Raw genomic sequence first — 17,303 nt, forward strand, 5'->3', positions numbered from 1 at the left:
GAACTATAACTTTCTCATGAATCAGGTCAAGAACTTGGACAACTCGATCATCCAGTATGAAAGTAATCATGCGAGTCAGGATTTGGTTGCCTTTAAGGAACTCTTGTCTGCGACCAAGGCCTTGATCGCAGAGCATGCAGGGAAGACACGGACTGTAGGGACTTATCAGTCGGGTGATTTCGCCAAACTCCAGTCTGTCCAACGCTTTGCGATAGCCTACCAACAGGCGAGCAAGCAGATGGAGAGTCGTGTTGAACGCGTACAAGCTGCTCAGGAGCGGGACAAGGCTCGTTTTGAAGCCTTGGCTGCAGAGGATCGAGCCAAGAACGGTTGGAAAGACCTAGCTATTGGTGTGGTGACCGTTGCGATTGGTGCTTTAGCGATTTGGGCAACTATGGGGGCAGCGACACCCTTGGTTGTTGGGGCTGGCTTAACCGCAGGAATTGGAACAGCGGCTTATGGGGCGTCTAATGCAGGGGAAGGGATTCATAACATCCAACTTGGAAATGCAGGGGATACCCATACGAAATCCTATAATCTCATCCGAGATACGCTTTTTATGGGGAACGACAAGCTGTATCATCAGGTTGGTGGGATCTTTGTGACAGCGAGTTCTATCATGATTCCCATAGGGCAGACTCAGAGCGTTGTCAAGGGCTTGACCCAGTTTGCGATAGGGGAAGCCGGTGCCTATACAGCGGGTCAGGTTGCCTATCATGGGACTAAGCTCCTAGGTGGTAGTGAGGAAGACGCCCAAACCGCAAACTTTATCGGGAATATCGTAGGAGGTTATGCGGCCTCCTCAGCAGCCAGCAAGTTTAGTTTGAATCAACCTGTTTCTTCAAATCGATATTCAAAAATAGATTTTAGTCAAACTGACTTTGATATTGAGTTAATAAGAGGTAGATTGAAAACTGATCCAGATACGGCTTTCTTCTGGTCAGGACGAACAGAGGGTATTGGAGGAATGGATGTTGCGAAAAAAATAGCAAAAAATAAAGGAGGAGTTACATTAGAATCTACGATTGATGATACGAATATTGTAATGCCTGAATGGGATTTTAATACTTCTTCAAGTGTAACAGTTTGGGAGGAAGCTTCGAATGTTTACGCAGAGCAAGTATCTGGTGAAATAAGAGCTGTAGTTGGTAGCGAACTACGACCAGGAAATATTTGGGAAAACATCGAACTACCAAGATTGAAGGTCAATCCAAATGTTACTAAGGTTACAACAATAGATCCTAAAACAGGTGTAGAAAAAATTATATTCGAGAGGTAGAAATGAAAATTACAGGAACAAGATCAACAATTACTTTTGATTTAGAGAATGGTTTCCTCTTAAAAGCACAAGGAGAATTGTTGATCAATAAAAAATTTGTTGTTTATAAAGATAGTATGACACATTGGGAATCCCCTCATGAAAATCTTCCGATAACTCAAAGAGAAATAGATAATATTATTAACATAGCTAAAAAAATGGAGAGCGATCAAACTATTCACTTAGACTTCATATAATTATGTTGAATCCTATATATTCTAAGAGAACCCGTGGCAATAGATATCCCTTATGACTCAATTAAGAATTTGAAAGTTCCGAGTGCTAATGAAGCATCATCTTTTAAAGGATATTAGAAACCAGGTGGCCGTACTTATCCAGGAAATATGCCAGAAGCAGTCATTGACGAAGTTCCGTGGGGAGAATTTACAATTAGAAAATTAGGAGGCGATTAAAATGAGTTTAACTAAAATAACATGGGAAGAATTTGATACCTTTGATAAGATTGAGTCACCGAAAGGATATGATTTTCGAAGACATGAAGGGAAATATTACACTTTTGGAGAGTTTGGAGTAGCTTCAGTTCGTCGTGTCTTTGAAATTAATCCTTCTGATTTTAATGAATATTTATTAGGCAGGAGGACGGCACGTGAAATTGATTTTAAAGCTCAGAACGATTGTTGGCCACCGACGGAAGAAGAAAAGAAAGTTAGTGAGAAACAATTTGTATTAAAAGGCTTAACTCCTTTAATAGCTAGTCCTAAGAGTTGGGAATTATTTACTCAGGAAGAGCTTGAGACATTAATTCCACTTGCGGAAAAAAATGGATTGACTGGAGAGGTAAGCTTCCAGATGATTATGTATCACCATTGAAATAGCTTGTAAGAAACTTGTTTATACACTGTTAGTTGTGGATAAGTTCTTGGATGACTTGGGTGGTCGTTCAGTTGATTAAAAAGAGTTTTTTAGTATCTAGATTAACGGTTTGATGCCCAAAAGTAGTTGCTACGGAACATAAAAATCACTAATCGGCAAAATGTGATTAGTGATTAGATTGATGGTGTGAACTTTTCGGTAAGATCTAGCTCATTTCGTGTATTTTTAGGGTAAAATTCACACCATTTAATTGAGAGTTATTCAAATTAGATGAAAAATTGTTTTCTGAAAAAGAGAGAAAACATTGATTTTAAGCACATGTTGAAACTTATTCGAATAGAAATGTTTCAAACCAGGTCTTAAGAAAGCTCGTAAAGCATCACAATTCTCAAAACGTTAATCAATACGATTATATCAACGTTTCAAAGCACTCAAGAGTTTACCTCATGGGTGCTTTTTTCGTGTTTTTTTGAAAAGTTTACCTCAAAGTTCACCTTATTGATTTAGAGATTCTAAAGTTAATGCACCAACTGCAATAGGAACTACATTCGAAGTATTGACATAAATCTGAGTTGTACTTGTATCGCTATGTGTCAATGCTTCAGAAATATCTTCTAAGCTCATTCCTGCTTGTTTAGCAAGTGTTGCTCCTGTATGTCGTAGTTTATGAGGTGTAGCATGTGCCAGCTCTTTATGTCGCTTTCTAATGCTTTTCATTTTATTGTTTAGATAGTCAGCATGTAAAGGATTATTGATGTTTCCTTTTGTGTCGATATATGTGAAAACGAATTGTTCTGGGTTACTGATGATGCCAAACTTTGCTAGTTCATATTTTTGTTGCTCTTTCCAAGAGGTAAGAAGCTTAAGTAAGTCATTAGAAATAGAGAAAATAGTTTTCTTGTTTCCTTTAGTAAGTTTTACTTGTCCATATCTATCTAAAGCTTGAATTAGCTGAATTTGTGATTTTGAAAAATCGATATGTTTCCATTGAAGAGCATATGTTTCGGATTTTCTATCGCCTAAGAAAAAAGTGAGATAAAATAGGACATAATCTTTAAGGGTTATTTTATTATTATCTAAATCTTATCGAAATGCTGAGAACCATTCTTGGAGTTGTTCATGAGTTAGATATAAATCTTACTATCTCTTTGACTCTGCAAGTTGAATCTTTTTAGTAGCCTTTATTCTTCTTAACATTTTTGCAACTTTATTAGCTTCTATATACTCAAGTTCTTCTGCCTAGTCAAAGATAGAATGAATTGCACCCCAAAAGCTAGATTTTTTCTGTCTAACTTTTTGGGGTCAGTTCAATAATCATTCTGTTTTATATATACTAAGACATCCATATAAATTCATGGATGTTTTTTGATTTATATATAGAAAAAGAGAAGACCGGCTGGTCTTCTCTTTGGGGGAACTAGAATCATTGAAAAGAATTAAGTAAAGATTTTAATTAGTCTTTGAAATTCTTTTGGAAGATGAGTAGAGACAATACTGAAGTAATAGCAGCCAAGAATAAGAAGGCATTTGCTTCTTGCTCTCCAGTTGCTGGGAGTTGTTTTTCCTTATTGTGTTTAACTGTAGTAGCAACAGGTGCTTTTTCATCTTTGCTTGGTGAATCTTCTGTTACAACTGCAGGAGCTGGCTTTTCAGTTTCTCTAGGTAGAACATACTCAGGGAGAGTCACAACTGGTGGAGTATCTGTTCCTACAGAACTTTGTTTAGTTCCAACCTCAATTACTCTATCTAGAGCTGGAGTTGATTCAGTTTGAACTACCTTACGATTGTTACCATCTATTTCGACATACTCAATTAGCAGGCCGTCTTTCCCTTCTGCTAGAACTTTCTCTTTTCCTTTATCTAAGTTTGGATTTTCGTGACGGATAGTCTTGAATGGTACTGCCTTCTTGACAATATCCAAGCTTGGAAGTTTAAAGACAAGGTCCTTAACCCCTTCTTCAGGACTTGAAGAAGTAATTGGTTTTTCAGGTTCTTTTGGTAGAAGGTACTCAGGAAGAGTTACAACTGGTGGAGTATCTGTTCCTACAGAGCTTTGTTTCGTTCCAACTTCAATCACTCGGTCTAGAGCTGGAGTTGATTCAGTTTGAACTACCTTACGATTGCTGCCATCTACTTCGACATACTCGATTATAGCACCATCTTTCCCTTCTGCTAGAACTTGTTCTTTCCCTTTGTCTAATTGTGGATTTTCGCGACGGATAGTCTTGAATGGTACTGCCTTCTTGACAATATCCAAGCTTGGAAGTTTAAAGACAAGGTCCTTAACCCCTTCTTCAGGACTTGAAGAAGTAATTGGTTTTTCAGGCTCTTTTGGTAGAAGGTACTCAGGAAGAGTCACAACTGGTGGAGTATCTGTTCCTACAGAACTTTGTTTAGTCCCAACTTCAATCACTCGGTCTAGAGCTGGAGTTGATTCAGTTTGAACTACTTTACGATTGCTGCCATTTACTTCGATATACTCGATTATAGCACCATCTTTCCCTTCTGCTAGAACTTGTTCTTTCCCTTTGTCTAATTGTGGATTTTCGCGACGGATAGTCTTGAATGGTACTGCCTTCTTAACAATATCCAAACTTGGGAGTTGGAGGACAAGCTCTTTAACCCCTTCTTCAGGACTTGAAGAAGTAATTGGTTTTTCAGGCTGTTTTGGTTCAACTGGTTGTTCTGGTTGGCTAGGTTGCAATTGCTTGATTTGTTCAAGAGCGTTATTGAGAGCTTTATTGACGTCTTCTTGAGTCTTAGCGTCTTGGATAGCTGCGATTGCTTTATCAGTAATTTCAACTAATTTTTTCTTAGCATCGTTGTTAGCACCAAGTTCAGCTACTTTTTTCTCGATAGCTTCAGTCAGGCTAGCCATAGCCTTATCATAATTGATTTCAGGCTGTTCCGGTTGTTTTGGTTCAACCGGTTGTTCTGGTTGGCTAGGTTGCAATTGCTTGATTTGTTCAAGAGCGTTATTGAGAGCTTTGTTGACGTCTTCTTGAGTCTTAGCGTCTTGAATAGCTGCGATTGCTTTATCAGTAATTTCAACTAATTTTTTCTTAGCATCGTTGTTAGTACCAAGTTCAGCCACTTTTTTCTCGATAGCTTCAGTCAAGCTAGCCATAGCCTTATCATAATTGATTTCAGGCTGTTCAGGCTGTTTTGGTTCAACTGGTTGTTCTGGGCTTGTTTCGTCTCCAGGTTTTTGGTAATTTTCATCTTTGCTAAGAATATCTTGCAAAGTAGTGACTGTTGACATCACATCTTGTACATTTACCGTATCAGAATTTAATTGTGCAGTGAGTTTATCAAGATTAGACTTGAACGCTTGGCGTGCAGTTGCAGTATCTTTTAATCCAGCAGGATTAAAGTTAGATAAATCTTCTTTCCATTTAGAGATAGATTGAAGGATTTCTGCTTTGCTGTATAGCTCGCTACCTTCGCCTTGTGTAATGAATTGATCCACTTGCATACCAATATTTTTGGTCAAATCATTCTTGTCAGGGTCTAGTTGGAGAGTTACTGCGTGCAAGTTTTCATCAAGTCCTTTTAGGCTGACTAGAGTCTGGTCACCTTGGCGTTGGGCAGCGTGACCGCTAAAGTATTTCTTGCCATCAATAGTCGAAGCATTTCCCATACCATCTTGGTAAGGAACTTCTTTACCATCTAAGAAGACCTTGTAGATACCATGACCTGGGTCTACAAATCCTTTGATTTCTAAGCCTGTACCATAGAAATAAGCAGTCACAGTTGTCTTTTTCTTCTGTTCCTCTGTCAGATGTCCAAATGATACCCATGATTCAGTATTTTGGTATTTGCCAGAAGAGTTGGTTTCGTGTCTCCAGCCAGGACTGTAATCTAATTGGCTAGCCTGGTCGTCGTAATTTGTCTGATTCGTCTTCAATAAATCAGCCTTCATTACTCGAATAGTTGCGTCGGTAGCAAAACCGAGTAGGGCACCATCAGACGCAGAAGTGAGTTTGGCTTTGAAGTCAAAGATTGAGTCAGCTTGTTCGGTGAAGTCGATAGTTGGAATGGTAACAGTTTTCTCTGTTTCACCATCTGCAAAGGTCACATCTTGAGTTGTATCTTGGTAAACCTTACCGTGAACACCTGTTCCAGGTTCCGTAATGAAGCGAACGGTAGCAGCTCCCTTGCTTCCACCAACACGCTTAATTGTAACAGTAACAGGTTTTCCTTTTTCGACATCGTAAGAAGTTGCTTCAAGCTCAAACATACCCTTGCTGTTATTGTTTAGAGTGTAGATTCCTTCTGTAGCAATTGGTTCACCTGTTTTGTTAACGAGAGTAATAGTGTGTTCTCCAGGTGCTAAATCACCAGTTTCGTAAACTTTTTGGCTACGTTTACGGCTACTGTTCTTGGTTTGTACATCTGCGACTTTTTGACCATCCACGAATACAGACATTTCACCATGGCTTGGATCTACTGTTGATACAACATAAGCCTTGGTTCCTGTGAAACGGTAAGTGACTTTGGCGTCTTTCTTGTTGGTCCACATAGAAGTACCGCGGATACCTTCCGATTCATTGTACCAAGTTGTACCTTCCTTGTCAGCCGTTGTATTTGAGTGGTATTCTAGTCCAAGAGGATATCCATCATTCTTTTCGATAGTGCTCGGAGTTTTATAGACTGAGAAGTTGGTTAGGATTGGTGTGGCTTGTGAACCAGTAATCGTAACTCGGATTTTTTGTGCTTCTACAGGTTGACCCTGGATCAAACGACGATAGCCTACGGTTGAACCTTCACCATATGGAACCCAACGTCCGTTGATTTCGACTTCAATCTTGAATCCAGAAATACGTTGTCCTTTGGCAATATCTTCCTTGAGTTCTACGACGTCAAAACGTCTCTTTTGTCCTAAATCAACTGTGAAGCTACCAGTTGTAGCATCATTTGAAAGTGCCCAGCTAGTATCATCTTTACCGTCTGTAAGGTGGCTTTCTTTGTAGAGATGGTTCTGACGAGTAGAACTTGCTGTGACAGTCGCTCCTTTGGCAAAGTCAGTCGCATACATTTGGTCTAGGGTCGCCTTGAATTCTTTCAAGCGAGCCACGTCAGCATCTGCGAATTTACCTTCTTTGTTTGGTGGAATGTTGAGAAGAAGTGGCGTTCCACGACCAACAGACTTGAAGTAGATATCCATCAATTCTTTGAGGGATTTTGGTTGCTGGTTATCGTGGTAGAACCAACCAGAACGGATTGAAACGTCAGCTTCCCCTACAGAGTACATATCTCCGTCAGGGTCACCGTGGTTAAGGTATTCGTTCTTAACATTTTCGGTGATGTTTGCTTTCTTGACCTTATGCCATACAGGGTCACCGGCGATACCACGCTCATTTCCAATCCAACGGATACTTGTTGGTTCGGCAGAGAAGATAGCGATATCTCCTTCAGCTTCCTTGATGTATTTGAACCACTCATCAAAAGTATAGGTTACTTTTTGGGCACCACTACCGCGTGCTCCATCCATCCAAACTTCGATAAATTTACCCTTATTACCGTATTTTGGATTACCAAGGATTTCTTTTAGTTGATTGAGGTAGTATTCGTTGTATTCTTTTTGAGTAGCTACCTTATATTTAGGGCTATTAACATCCCATGGTGATAGGTAAACACCCATGTTCATATCGTATTTGGTAGCCGATTTAGAGATTTCTTCTAGAAGGTCACCTTTTCCATCTTTCCATGGACTTGCAGCTACGGTATGATTTGTATATTTAGATGGGTAAATAACGAAACCATCGTGGTGTTTGACAACCATAATAGTTCGTTTAAAACCAGTTTCCTTTAGAGTACGGATCCATTGATCTGTATCTAAGTTAGTTGGATTGAAGTTTTTAGGATCCTCATTTCCATGTCCCCATTCAGAATTAGTATAAGTATTCATACCATAGTGGATGAAGGCAGCTAATTCTTCCTTGTGATAATCAAGTTGAGCCTTGCTTGGAAGCGGACCGTGATTTCCGATTTCTGTTTCCTTATCTTCTGGATGAGCAGCAGGTAAAACATTTGAAGTAGGATTAGAGCTGTCAGAGATTTTTTCGTATTCAAAGACAATATCATTCACACCCTTGTGCAGGATGCTGGCTTCTAAGCGTGGAGTGATCGCGCGGTAGCCTGCGATTTCTTTGGCTTCAAAAGTGTTTACAAAAGAAACCTCGTATTCTTTTCCGTCATTATTATCAGTAACAACATCTGCTAATTCTTGCTCTGAGCCTTTCAAACGATAATGAATGGCAAATGAACCTTTATTCACTTTATAAACCACCTTGATGACCCGTGTTCCTGGAGCTGTTTTGCTGACGACGTTGTAGGTCCACTCATCTTTGAGTTGTTTATTGATTTCGACGCCATCAATAGAGACAATCTGGTATTTCTCTTGATTTTTTGTATAGAATTCGGTCTTAACGATTTCTTTTTTGAAGTCATAGTCAAAAGCTGTTCCAACTTCAGTCTTTTCAACGAAAGTATCATCAGTCTTGATTGGATTACCAGTTTCATCTACGTGTTGAACCACTACACGTCCGTAATCGATTCCTTTAATGAGTGTCGCAACACCATTTTCATCGAAAGAATATTGATTTTCGCCAATAACAGCAGTTTTATTTCTGAAAATTTCTCCTTCAGGAGTAAAGTAATATCGTTTCCCATTATCACCTTGGTACCAACCTTTGACACCATATTTTGCGATAATATCTTTTACCCATTTGACTTGCTCAGGTGAGAGGACGATCCCACCACCGAAACGGTCTTTGTCAGGGATGCCGTTTTCGATTGTGCCATGTTGGTGAACACCGACTACTTTACCATCACCGTTGATAATACCAGCACCTGAAAGGCCTGAAACAGAAGTCATATGATAGGTGATGCCTTTTGAGCCTTTATCATCATAATTATCAACAGATTTCACGACACCATCAGCCTTGTAAAGTTGACCAGCTACAATTGGTTTTTTGAGCTCAGGTGAGCTTGAATCAGTTGGATATCCAATCGTGCTAACAGGATCTCCTGGTTGATAGGTTTTGTTTTCTGCCAAGGGAACAAAGGTAGCAGCTTTATTTGGACTAGCGATTTGAAGAGGAACAGGTGCTACAACAGCAGCCAGGTCATTTTGATATCCTTTTCCAAATTCTTTCTTGTTCCAAAAATGAATATCTTCTTCTTTGAAAAGAGTAGTATTACCCGTTACAGGTTGAGAATTGCGAACAGCAGAATTGGAACCGAGGTTATAGTAAAACTTAGCAGAATCTCCACCTCGAATATGTCCTTCTTTTGTATCACGGTTTGATTCTAAAAAGTTGTGAGCGACAGTCAAGATGACATTTGGTGCCACAAAAATACCAGAACCAGACACGATATAGCGTTGGGAACCACCATTGTAAATAGTGTAAATCATACTAGCAGCAGTAGCAGGTTGTCCTTCATAAGGGACGTGCTTCAAATCTAGACCACCGTTGATGATTGCACGATTACCATTTTCAGCTTCTTTTGGAAGTTCTTCCTTGTTTTTTAGAATGCTTTCTGTCTCAACTTTTGGGCTATCCTTCTTGTCTACGATTGCTGAAGTATCTATGTTTTTCACGGGCGTGTCAGGATAAGCTTGATCGTGGATTTCTTCAGGAAGTAAGTCAGTAGTCTTAGTATCTGCTACAGATTTTTCTTCTGCTGGTTTAACAGTTTTCTCTGCTTGCTCTGACTTTTGAGGTGTAGAGATTACAGGACTTTCATTTTTGATTTCTGGTTTAGTTTTTTCACCCTCGGCCAATTTTTCTACGTTTGGTTGAGAACTTGTAGCTTCAATTTTTGCTTCGTCCGCTAGTGCTGTTCCAGATGCAAAAAAAGCGAGACCAACCATAACCGAAGCAACACCAACGGTTAATTTTCTGATGCTAAAAGTTTGCCCTTTTTCAAAAAGGTATCGATTCATAATGTACTCCTAGTTTGAATCAAGACAGTCAGCTACTGTCTGAGCCCAAGTATGACTTGGAAACGATTTTCTTTAATGATAGTTAATTTGTGCAATAGTTTGAGATTAATTACCCCTCCTGTTTAAGCGCTTTCATTTTAAGATACAAAAATTAAAATTGCCATCTTAATCTTTAAAATGACCTAAAAACCTTAATATAACAAATATACTAAATTATTCCAAGAAATGCAATAGAGAAATGTAAGAAAATCCATCTAATTTAAAGAAATTCGTTTACTTTTTAAAGGAAATCTATCCTTCTATTTTGGGGAGGATAGAAGGATGGATGTTAACGAATTTTAGAGTAGATTACGTATGGCCTCTTCAATTTGTTTTGGGTCTGTTTTTGAAGAGAAGCGTTCAAAGACCTGACCATCACGACCGATGAGAAATTTAGCGAAATTCCATTCGATTCGTTTTCCTAGTGGGCCAGATTTTTGTTCTTTCAACCAAACATAGAGAGGATCTGCTTCCTTACCGTTGACCTTAATCTTGGCAAAACGTGGGAAGCTGGTTTGATAATGTAGGCTACAGAAGCTGTTGATTTCCTCTGGGCTACCTGGTGCTTGTCCCATAAACTGATTGCAAGGGAAGTCTAAAATCTCAAAACCTTGTTCTTGATAGCGATTATAGAGTTCTTGAAGTCCTTGGTACTGGGGTGTTAAACCACATCCAGTAGCAGTGTTGACAACCAAGAGAACCTTACCACCATAGGTCTCTAGTGGAGTTTCTTGATGGTTTTGGTTCAAGACTGAAAAATCGTATAGTGAAGTCATTGCTTGCTTTTCTCCTTCTGTTTGGTATTTTTAGGAGTTTTCTCCTCCTGTAGTGATAGAAATCCGTAGGTCAGGGTTCCAAAAATGCTACCGATAATCAGACCGTACATTAGGAAAGGACCACTTTTATCGAATTGCATGAGCAACTTCACAAAATCTGAAAGGGACATCTGCTGAACGAAGACTTTATGAAAGATGAGTAAGGTAAAGAAGCCAATCTGAATACCGATAAACACAATCCAGCTTCGGAATTTGATTTGGGCTTTGCTGTAGGTTTTGAGGATGATTTCTGATTTGTCATCCTTTTCAAGATGAAGCTCTTGGACGGCTTTTTGAGCTTTTATACTCATGAACAAAATGAGTCCAAAATAGATGTAGGGCATAACATTTCGAACAATTTCTATAAAGCTTCCGAACAAAATATAGAATAGGAAGAGAAAGAAGGAAGAATAAACGATTTGAACCATAGAACGGGCACAAGCCTTGTAGATAATCTCTTGTCGGCATTCATCAAAAGGGCCTTGGATGTGAAAGAGATTTCGAAGTAGGCGAGTGGTTAAGTCTTCTTTTTTCATACTAGTAACCTCCTAAATGAGCGGTTTTTGATTGACTTCTTTAACGAGTTGATAGAGATAATAAAGATAAGTGATAGAAGAAAGGATAGCGATAGTGAGCAGTAAATAATATTTCCAATTGCCTGAGACGAGCATCAGTTGTGGAAAAGATAGAATTATAAAGTATAGTGCTAAGTTGAGTATGCGCGCTTTTTGGGAGTCAATCTTTAGATAAGTCAGTCCTTTGTTGAGGGCTGGAACAAAGACTGGAAGGAGGACTATATCGTAGATTGGCAAGTTCCCTGAAACGATGATGAAGATGAGCAGAGAACTGAACAAAAGATGATAGGTAAGTAAAGTTACTAGTGATTTCATAAGGCACCTCCTAATCCTGGTCTTGCTCTTTTTTAGTTTTTGCAATGCGACGGGAGATGATAATTTGTATAATCACTCCGAAGAAGAAAGAATGGAGAATACTTGAAAAAATATTTTTAAAAGCGAGAAGAGACTGAAGATAGTCCTGGCTCTCACCTAGCAGTATATGGAGAAGAGGTGTTATAAAAAATATCAATAGACCAACAAACAAACCCGCTTTCAGACCAGGGTAGTGTAGTTGCTTACTTTCTTTCTCGCTCAGCATATCTGGATCAATAGCTGTGATGCCTGTTTTTTTGGTTTGGGAGAGCACATAGAGAGAAGAAATCATGGAAATCATAAAGACAATGATTGGATAGCCGATAGCGACAATTTGCGGGTATTTATAAGCGAGGACGAAGGGGATGAGATTCCCAAACGTCATCAGATAAAAGAGGATGATAAAGACTTGATTGCCAATACGATCAGCCTCGCGTCGTTTGTGTTCGTCGAGAGGGCCAGAAATTCCGTATATGCGTTTGATGAGTTTTTCAGTGAAGGTTTCTTTTTTCATAAGTTTGCTCCTTTTTTAAAAATCATCCTCCCAAAAGAGACTATTGAGGTCAGTTTGGAGGCTGCGGGCGAGATTGAGACAGAGTTCTAGGGTTGGATTGTACTTGTCATTCTCAATCATATTGATGGTCTGTCTCGAGACACCGATATCCTTGGCGAGTTCGAGCTGGGAAATACCCAGTTCCTTGCGAAATTCTTTCACACGATTCATCTGGACTCCTTTCTGATTCATGTCGTATATATTTGACTATATTATATTCTTCTATGGAGTGGATGTCAAGCATATTTGACATATTTCTTAAAGAAATCTTACTTGTTTTTGCCTTATTTGTCTGACTAGTGCAAGCTAGTCAGATTTGTGGTAAAATAGATAAGATATGACAAAAGAATTTCATCATGTAACGGTCTTACTCCACGAAACCATTGATATGCTTGATGTGAAACCTGACGGTATCTACGTTGATGCGACCTTGGGTGGAGCAGGCCATAGCGAATATTTATTAAGTAAATTAAGTGAAAAAGGCCATCTCTATGCCTTTGACCAGGACCAGAATGCCATTGACAATGCGCAAAAACGCTTGGCACCTTACATTGAAAAGGGGATGGTGACCTTTATCAAGGATAACTTCCGTCATTTACAGGCACGTTTGCGCGAAGCTGGTGTTCAGGAAATTGATGGAATTTGTTATGATTTGGGAGTGTCTAGTCCTCAATTGGACCAGCGTGAACGTGGTTTTTCTTATAAAAAGGATGCGCCACTGGACATGCGGATGAATCAGGAAGCTAGTCTGACAGCCTATGAAGTGGTGAACCACTATGACTATCATGACTTGGTTCGTATTTTCTTCAAGTATGGTGAGGATAAATTCTCTAAACAGATTGCGCGTAAGATCGAACAAGCACGTGAAGTCAAGCCAATCGAGACAACGACTGAGTTAGCAGAAATTATCAAGTCTGCCAAACCTGCCAAGGAGCTCAAGAAGAAGGGCCATCCTGCCAAGCAGATTTTCCAGGCTATTCGGATTGAAGTCAATGATGAACTGGGAGCAGCAGATGAATCTATCCAGCAGGCTATGGAGATCTTGGCTCTAGATGGTAGAATTTCAGTGATTACCTTTCATTCCTTAGAAGACCGCTTGACCAAGCAATTGTTCAAGGAAGCTTCAACAGTGGAAGTTCCAAAAGGTTTACCCTTCATCCCAGATGATCTCAAGCCCAAGATGGAATTGGTATCCCGTAAGCCAATCTTGCCAAGTGCAGAAGAATTAGAAGCCAATAACCGCTCGCACTCAGCTAAGTTGCGCGTGGCCAGAAAAATTCACAAGTAAGAGGGGAAAAGATGGCAGAAAGAATCGAAAAAACAAGCCAGTCGCTGCAAACCAAGTTTAAGAGATTTTCACGAGTAGAGAAGGCATTTTATCTTTCGATTGCTTTGACTACAATTGTTTTAGCAATTAGCGTTGTGTTTATGCAGACAAAGCTATTACAAGTTCAGAATGAATTGACCAAGGTTAATGCTCAGATAGAAGAAAAGAAGACAGAACTCGATGATGCTAAGCAGGAAGTGAATGAATTGATTCGTTCAGAGCGCTTGAAAGAGATTGCAGATAAAAAAGATTTGAAATTGAATAACGAAAATATCCGAACAGCGGAGTAAGATATGAAACAATTGAAAGAAAAAATTATCCGTTTTGCCGTTCGCAATCGTAAATCACCAGAAGAAAATCGCCGAAGAGTAGGGAAGAGCCTAAGTTTATTGGCAGTCGTACTCTTCGCTGTCTTTTTGGTCAACTTTGCGGTCATTATTGGAACGGGTAGTAAATTTGGTAAAGACTTGGTCAAAGAGGCTAAGAAGGTTCACCAGACAACTAAGACTATTCCGGCGAAACGAGGAACCATCTATGATCGAAATGGAACGCCAATAGCAGAAGATGCAACTTCTTATAATGTGTATGCTGTTATTGACAAGACCTACAAGTCGGCTACTGGAAAAGTTCTTTATGTAGAAGATTCACAATTTAGTAAAGTTGCAGAAATTTTTCATAAATACCTAGAGATGGATGAGTCCTATGTGACAGAACAACTTGCTCAGCCCAATCTGAAACAGGTATCGTTTGGTACAAAAGGAAATGGTATTACTTATGCCAATATGATGGCTATTAAAAATGACCTCAAGACTGCTGGTGTGGAGGGGGTTGATTTTACAACTAGTCCTAACCGCAGTTATCCGAATGGTCAGTTTGCTTCATCATTTATTGGTCTAGCACAACTTCATGAAAATGAGGACGGCAGTAAGAGTTTATTAGGAACTTTTGGTCTGGAGAGTTCGTTAAATACCATTCTTGCTGGGACAGACGGTATTATTACCTATGAAAAAGACCGTGTAGGAAATATCGTACCAGGAACAGAACAGGTGTCGCAACAAACTGTGGATGGCAAGGATGTTTATACAACATTGTCTAGCCCGCTCCAATCTTTCATGGAAACTCAGATGGATGCCTTTCTAGAAAAAGTAAAAGGTAAGTATATGACCGCGACCTTGGTCAGTGCAAAGACCGGTGAAATCCTTGCTACCACCCAACGACCTACCTTTAATGCAGATACTAAGGATGGTATCACCAAAGACTTTGTTTGGCGTGATATTCTTTATCAAAGTAATTACGAACCAGGATCAGCCCTGAAGGTCATGACGCTAGCAGCTTCTATTGATAACAATACCTTCCCAGGTGGAGAATACTTCAATAGTAGTGAATTAAAAATAGCGGATGCGACAATTCGAGATTGGGATGTTAATGATGGTTTGACGACTGGTGGGATGATGACTTTCTTACAAGGTTTCGCTCACTCCAGTAATGTTGGAATGAGTCTACTTGAACAAAAAATGGGAGATGCTACTTGGTTGGATTATCTAAACCGCTTTAAGTTTGGGGTTCCGACGCGTTTTGGTCTGACTGATGAGTATTCAGGTCAATTGCCTGCAGATAATATTGTTAATATTGCCATGAGTGCATTTGGTCAGGGGATTTCTGTAACGCAGACCCAGATGCTACGTGCTTTTACAGCCATTGCCAATGATGGGGTTATGTTGGAGCCTAAATTTATTACGGCCTTGTATGATCCAAATGATCAAACTGCTCGGAAATCACAAAAAGAAGTTGTGGGAAATCCTGTGTCTAAAGATGCAGCGAGCTTGACGCGAACGCATATGGTTTTAGTCGGTACCGATCCAGTATATGGAACTATGTATAATCATAAGACAGGGAAACCAACTGTCAATGTTCCAGGACAAAATGTAGCCCTCAAGTCTGGTACGGCTCAAATCGCTGACGAGAAAAATGGAGGCTACTTGGTTGGTTCTACCAACTACATTTTCTCGGTTGTGGCTATGAACCCTGCTGAAAATCCTGATTTTATCTTGTATGTAACGGTTCAACAGCCTGAACATTATTCAGGAATTCCGCTTGGGGAGTTTACTAATCCAATCCTTGAGAGAGCTTCAGCTATGAAAGAATCTCTGAATCTTCAATCTCCAGCCAAGAATTTAGATCAAGTGACGACAGAATCTTCTTATGCAATGCCTAGCATTAAGGATATTTCACCTGGTGATTTGGCGGAAGCCTTACGCCGAAATATTGTGCAACCAATCGTTGTAGGTACTGGAACAAAGATTAAAGAGACTTCTGTAGAAGAAGGGACCAATCTTGCACCAAACCAACAAGTTCTCCTTTTATCGGATAAGGTAGAAGAAATTCCAGACATGTATGGCTGGAAAAAAGAGACTGCTGAAACCTTTGCTAAATGGTTGGATATTGAGCTGGAATTTGAAGGGTCAGGTTCTGTTGTACAGAAGCAAGATGTTCGGACTAATACAGCTATCAAAAACATTAAAAAAATTAAATTAACTTTAGGAGACTAATATGTTTATTTCCATCAGTGCTGGAATTGTGACATTTTTACTAACTTTAGTAGGAATTCCGGCCTTTATCCAATTTTATAGAAAGGCGCAAATTACAGGCCAGCAGATGCATGAGGATGTCAAACAGCACCAGGCAAAAGCTGGGACTCCTACAATGGGAGGTTTGGTTTTCTTAATTGCTTCTGTTTTGGTTGCCTTCTTTCTTGCCTTATTTAGTAACCAACTCAGCAATAATGTGGGAATGATTTTGTTCATCTTGGTTCTTTATGGTTTAATCGGATTTTTAGATGACTTTCTCAAGGTCTTCCGTAAAATCAATGAGGGCCTTAATCCCAAACAGAAATTGGCTCTTCAGCTTCTAGGTGGTGTCATTTTCTACCTTTTCTATGAGCGCGGTGGCGATATGCTTTCAGTCTTTGGCTACCAAGTGCATCTAGGGATTTTCTATATTGTCTTCGCCCTTTTCTGGCTAGTTGGTTTTTCAAACGCAGTCAACTTGACAGACGGAATAGATGGTCTGGCTAGTATTTCAGTCGTGATTAGTTTGTCTGCATATGGAGTTATTGCCTATGTGCAAGGTCAGATGGATATTCTTCTGGTGATTCTAGCCATGATTGGTGGCTTGCTCGGCTTCTTCATCTTTAACCATAAGCCTGCCAAGGTCTTTATGGGGGATGTGGGAAGTTTGGCTCTCGGTGGAATGTTGGCAGCTATCTCTATGGCTCTCCACCAAGAATGGACTCTCTTGATTATTGGAATTATTTATGTCTTTGAAACAACTTCGGTCATGATGCAAGTCGGCTATTTCAAAATGACTGGTGGTAAACGTATTTTCCGTATGACGCCTGTGCATCACCATTTTGAGCTTGGAGGATTGTCTGGTAAAGGAAATCCTTGGAGCGAGTGGAAGGTTGACTTCTTCTTTTGGGGAGTGGGGCTTCTAGCAAGTCTTTTGACGCTAGCCTTTTTATACCTACTGTAAAAAATA

At 39.7% G+C, this 17,303-nt stretch carries 11 protein-coding genes and 3 pseudogenes; 7 read left to right on the top strand and 7 right to left on the bottom strand.

What is annotated here, in order from left to right; genetic code table 11:
* The 3 genes and pseudogenes from D8845_RS10465 to D8845_RS05905 form a co-directional block, all read left to right on the top strand.
* Positions 1-1,279: pseudogene (locus D8845_RS10465) on the top strand (hypothetical protein); the annotation flags it as partial.
* Positions 1,280-1,281: 2 nt separating this feature from the next.
* Entirely contained in the window at positions 1,282-1,515 is a 234-nt protein-coding gene (locus D8845_RS05895; RefSeq protein ID WP_125452815.1) for an Imm74 family immunity protein, read from the top strand.
* Between the two features lie 217 nt (positions 1,516-1,732).
* Positions 1,733-2,154: pseudogene (locus D8845_RS05905) on the top strand (hypothetical protein).
* A gap of 493 nt (positions 2,155-2,647) precedes the next feature.
* On the opposite strand, the pseudogene D8845_RS05910 reads toward D8845_RS05905, so the two are convergent.
* The 7 genes and pseudogenes from D8845_RS05910 to D8845_RS05945 all read right to left on the bottom strand — a co-directional run.
* Positions 2,648-3,406, bottom strand: a pseudogene (locus tag D8845_RS05910) (tyrosine-type recombinase/integrase); the annotation flags it as partial.
* A 199-nt stretch (positions 3,407-3,605) separates the two neighbouring features.
* Positions 3,606-10,103, bottom strand: a complete 6,498-nt coding sequence (locus D8845_RS05920) for an alpha-L-fucosidase (RefSeq protein WP_125452817.1) — start codon at positions 10,101-10,103, stop codon at positions 3,606-3,608.
* A gap of 338 nt (positions 10,104-10,441) precedes the next feature.
* On the bottom strand, positions 10,442-10,918 hold the full coding sequence (locus D8845_RS05925; RefSeq protein ID WP_125452818.1) for a glutathione peroxidase: 477 nt from the start codon (positions 10,916-10,918) through the stop codon (positions 10,442-10,444).
* Positions 10,915-11,493: a DUF3278 domain-containing protein gene (locus D8845_RS05930; protein WP_125452819.1), complete on the bottom strand. Its 579-nt coding sequence runs from the start codon at positions 11,491-11,493 to the stop codon at positions 10,915-10,917. Before D8845_RS05930 ends, D8845_RS05925 begins: the two co-directional genes overlap by 4 nt.
* Before the next feature lie 12 nt (positions 11,494-11,505).
* The gene (locus D8845_RS05935) at positions 11,506-11,847 is read right to left on the bottom strand and encodes a hypothetical protein (protein ID WP_125452820.1); all 342 of its coding nucleotides are present in this window, start codon (positions 11,845-11,847) and stop codon (positions 11,506-11,508) included.
* Between the two features lie 10 nt (positions 11,848-11,857).
* On the bottom strand, positions 11,858-12,400 hold the full coding sequence (locus D8845_RS05940; RefSeq protein ID WP_125452821.1) for a DUF3278 domain-containing protein: 543 nt from the start codon (positions 12,398-12,400) through the stop codon (positions 11,858-11,860).
* Positions 12,401-12,415: 15 nt separating this feature from the next.
* Positions 12,416-12,610: a helix-turn-helix transcriptional regulator gene (locus D8845_RS05945; RefSeq protein WP_001082470.1), complete on the bottom strand. Its 195-nt coding sequence runs from the start codon at positions 12,608-12,610 to the stop codon at positions 12,416-12,418.
* 166 nt (positions 12,611-12,776) lie between these two features.
* Between D8845_RS05945 and rsmH the strand changes: the two genes are divergently transcribed.
* Genes rsmH through mraY form a run of 4 tightly spaced genes read left to right on the top strand, consistent with a single transcriptional unit; the run spans position 12,777 to position 17,297 of the window.
* Positions 12,777-13,727 (top strand): 16S rRNA (cytosine(1402)-N(4))-methyltransferase RsmH, encoded by a 951-nt coding sequence (rsmH, locus tag D8845_RS05950; RefSeq protein ID WP_125452822.1) that lies wholly within the window; start codon positions 12,777-12,779, stop codon positions 13,725-13,727.
* A gap of 11 nt (positions 13,728-13,738) precedes the next feature.
* Positions 13,739-14,056 carry a cell division protein FtsL gene (ftsL, locus tag D8845_RS05955; protein WP_125452823.1) on the top strand — a complete coding sequence of 106 codons (318 nt, stop codon included), beginning with the start codon at positions 13,739-13,741 and terminating at the stop codon, positions 14,054-14,056.
* Between the two features lie 3 nt (positions 14,057-14,059).
* The gene (pbp2X, locus tag D8845_RS05960) at positions 14,060-16,315 is read left to right on the top strand and encodes a penicillin-binding protein PBP2X (RefSeq protein ID WP_125452824.1); all 2,256 of its coding nucleotides are present in this window, start codon (positions 14,060-14,062) and stop codon (positions 16,313-16,315) included.
* A gap of 1 nt (position 16,316) precedes the next feature.
* Positions 16,317-17,297, top strand: a complete 981-nt coding sequence (gene mraY / locus D8845_RS05965) for a phospho-N-acetylmuramoyl-pentapeptide-transferase (RefSeq protein WP_125452825.1) — start codon at positions 16,317-16,319, stop codon at positions 17,295-17,297.
* Positions 17,298-17,303 lie beyond the last annotated feature (6 nt).

The sequence above is a fragment of the Streptococcus mitis genome (assembly GCF_003942865.1).
In the GTDB taxonomy this organism is placed as follows: Bacteria; Bacillota; Bacilli; order Lactobacillales; family Streptococcaceae; genus Streptococcus; species Streptococcus mitis_BI.

Bases quoted from the DNA above. Each gene is read 5' to 3' on its own strand.
- D8845_RS05895 (WP_125452815.1), top strand. From the start codon at position 1,282: ATGAAAATTACAGGAACAAGATCAACAATTACTTTTGATTTAGAGAAT.
- D8845_RS05920 (WP_125452817.1), bottom strand. From the start codon at position 10,103: ATGAATCGATACCTTTTTGAAAAAGGGCAAACTTTTAGCATCAGAAAA.
- D8845_RS05925 (WP_125452818.1), bottom strand. From the start codon at position 10,918: ATGACTTCACTATACGATTTTTCAGTCTTGAACCAAAACCATCAAGAA.
- D8845_RS05930 (WP_125452819.1), bottom strand. From the start codon at position 11,493: ATGAAAAAAGAAGACTTAACCACTCGCCTACTTCGAAATCTCTTTCAC.
- D8845_RS05935 (WP_125452820.1), bottom strand. From the start codon at position 11,847: ATGAAATCACTAGTAACTTTACTTACCTATCATCTTTTGTTCAGTTCT.
- D8845_RS05940 (WP_125452821.1), bottom strand. From the start codon at position 12,400: ATGAAAAAAGAAACCTTCACTGAAAAACTCATCAAACGCATATACGGA.
- D8845_RS05945 (WP_001082470.1), bottom strand. From the start codon at position 12,610: ATGAATCGTGTGAAAGAATTTCGCAAGGAACTGGGTATTTCCCAGCTC.
- rsmH (WP_125452822.1), top strand. From the start codon at position 12,777: ATGACAAAAGAATTTCATCATGTAACGGTCTTACTCCACGAAACCATT.
- ftsL (WP_125452823.1), top strand. From the start codon at position 13,739: ATGGCAGAAAGAATCGAAAAAACAAGCCAGTCGCTGCAAACCAAGTTT.
- pbp2X (WP_125452824.1), top strand. From the start codon at position 14,060: ATGAAACAATTGAAAGAAAAAATTATCCGTTTTGCCGTTCGCAATCGT.
- mraY (WP_125452825.1), top strand. From the start codon at position 16,317: ATGTTTATTTCCATCAGTGCTGGAATTGTGACATTTTTACTAACTTTA.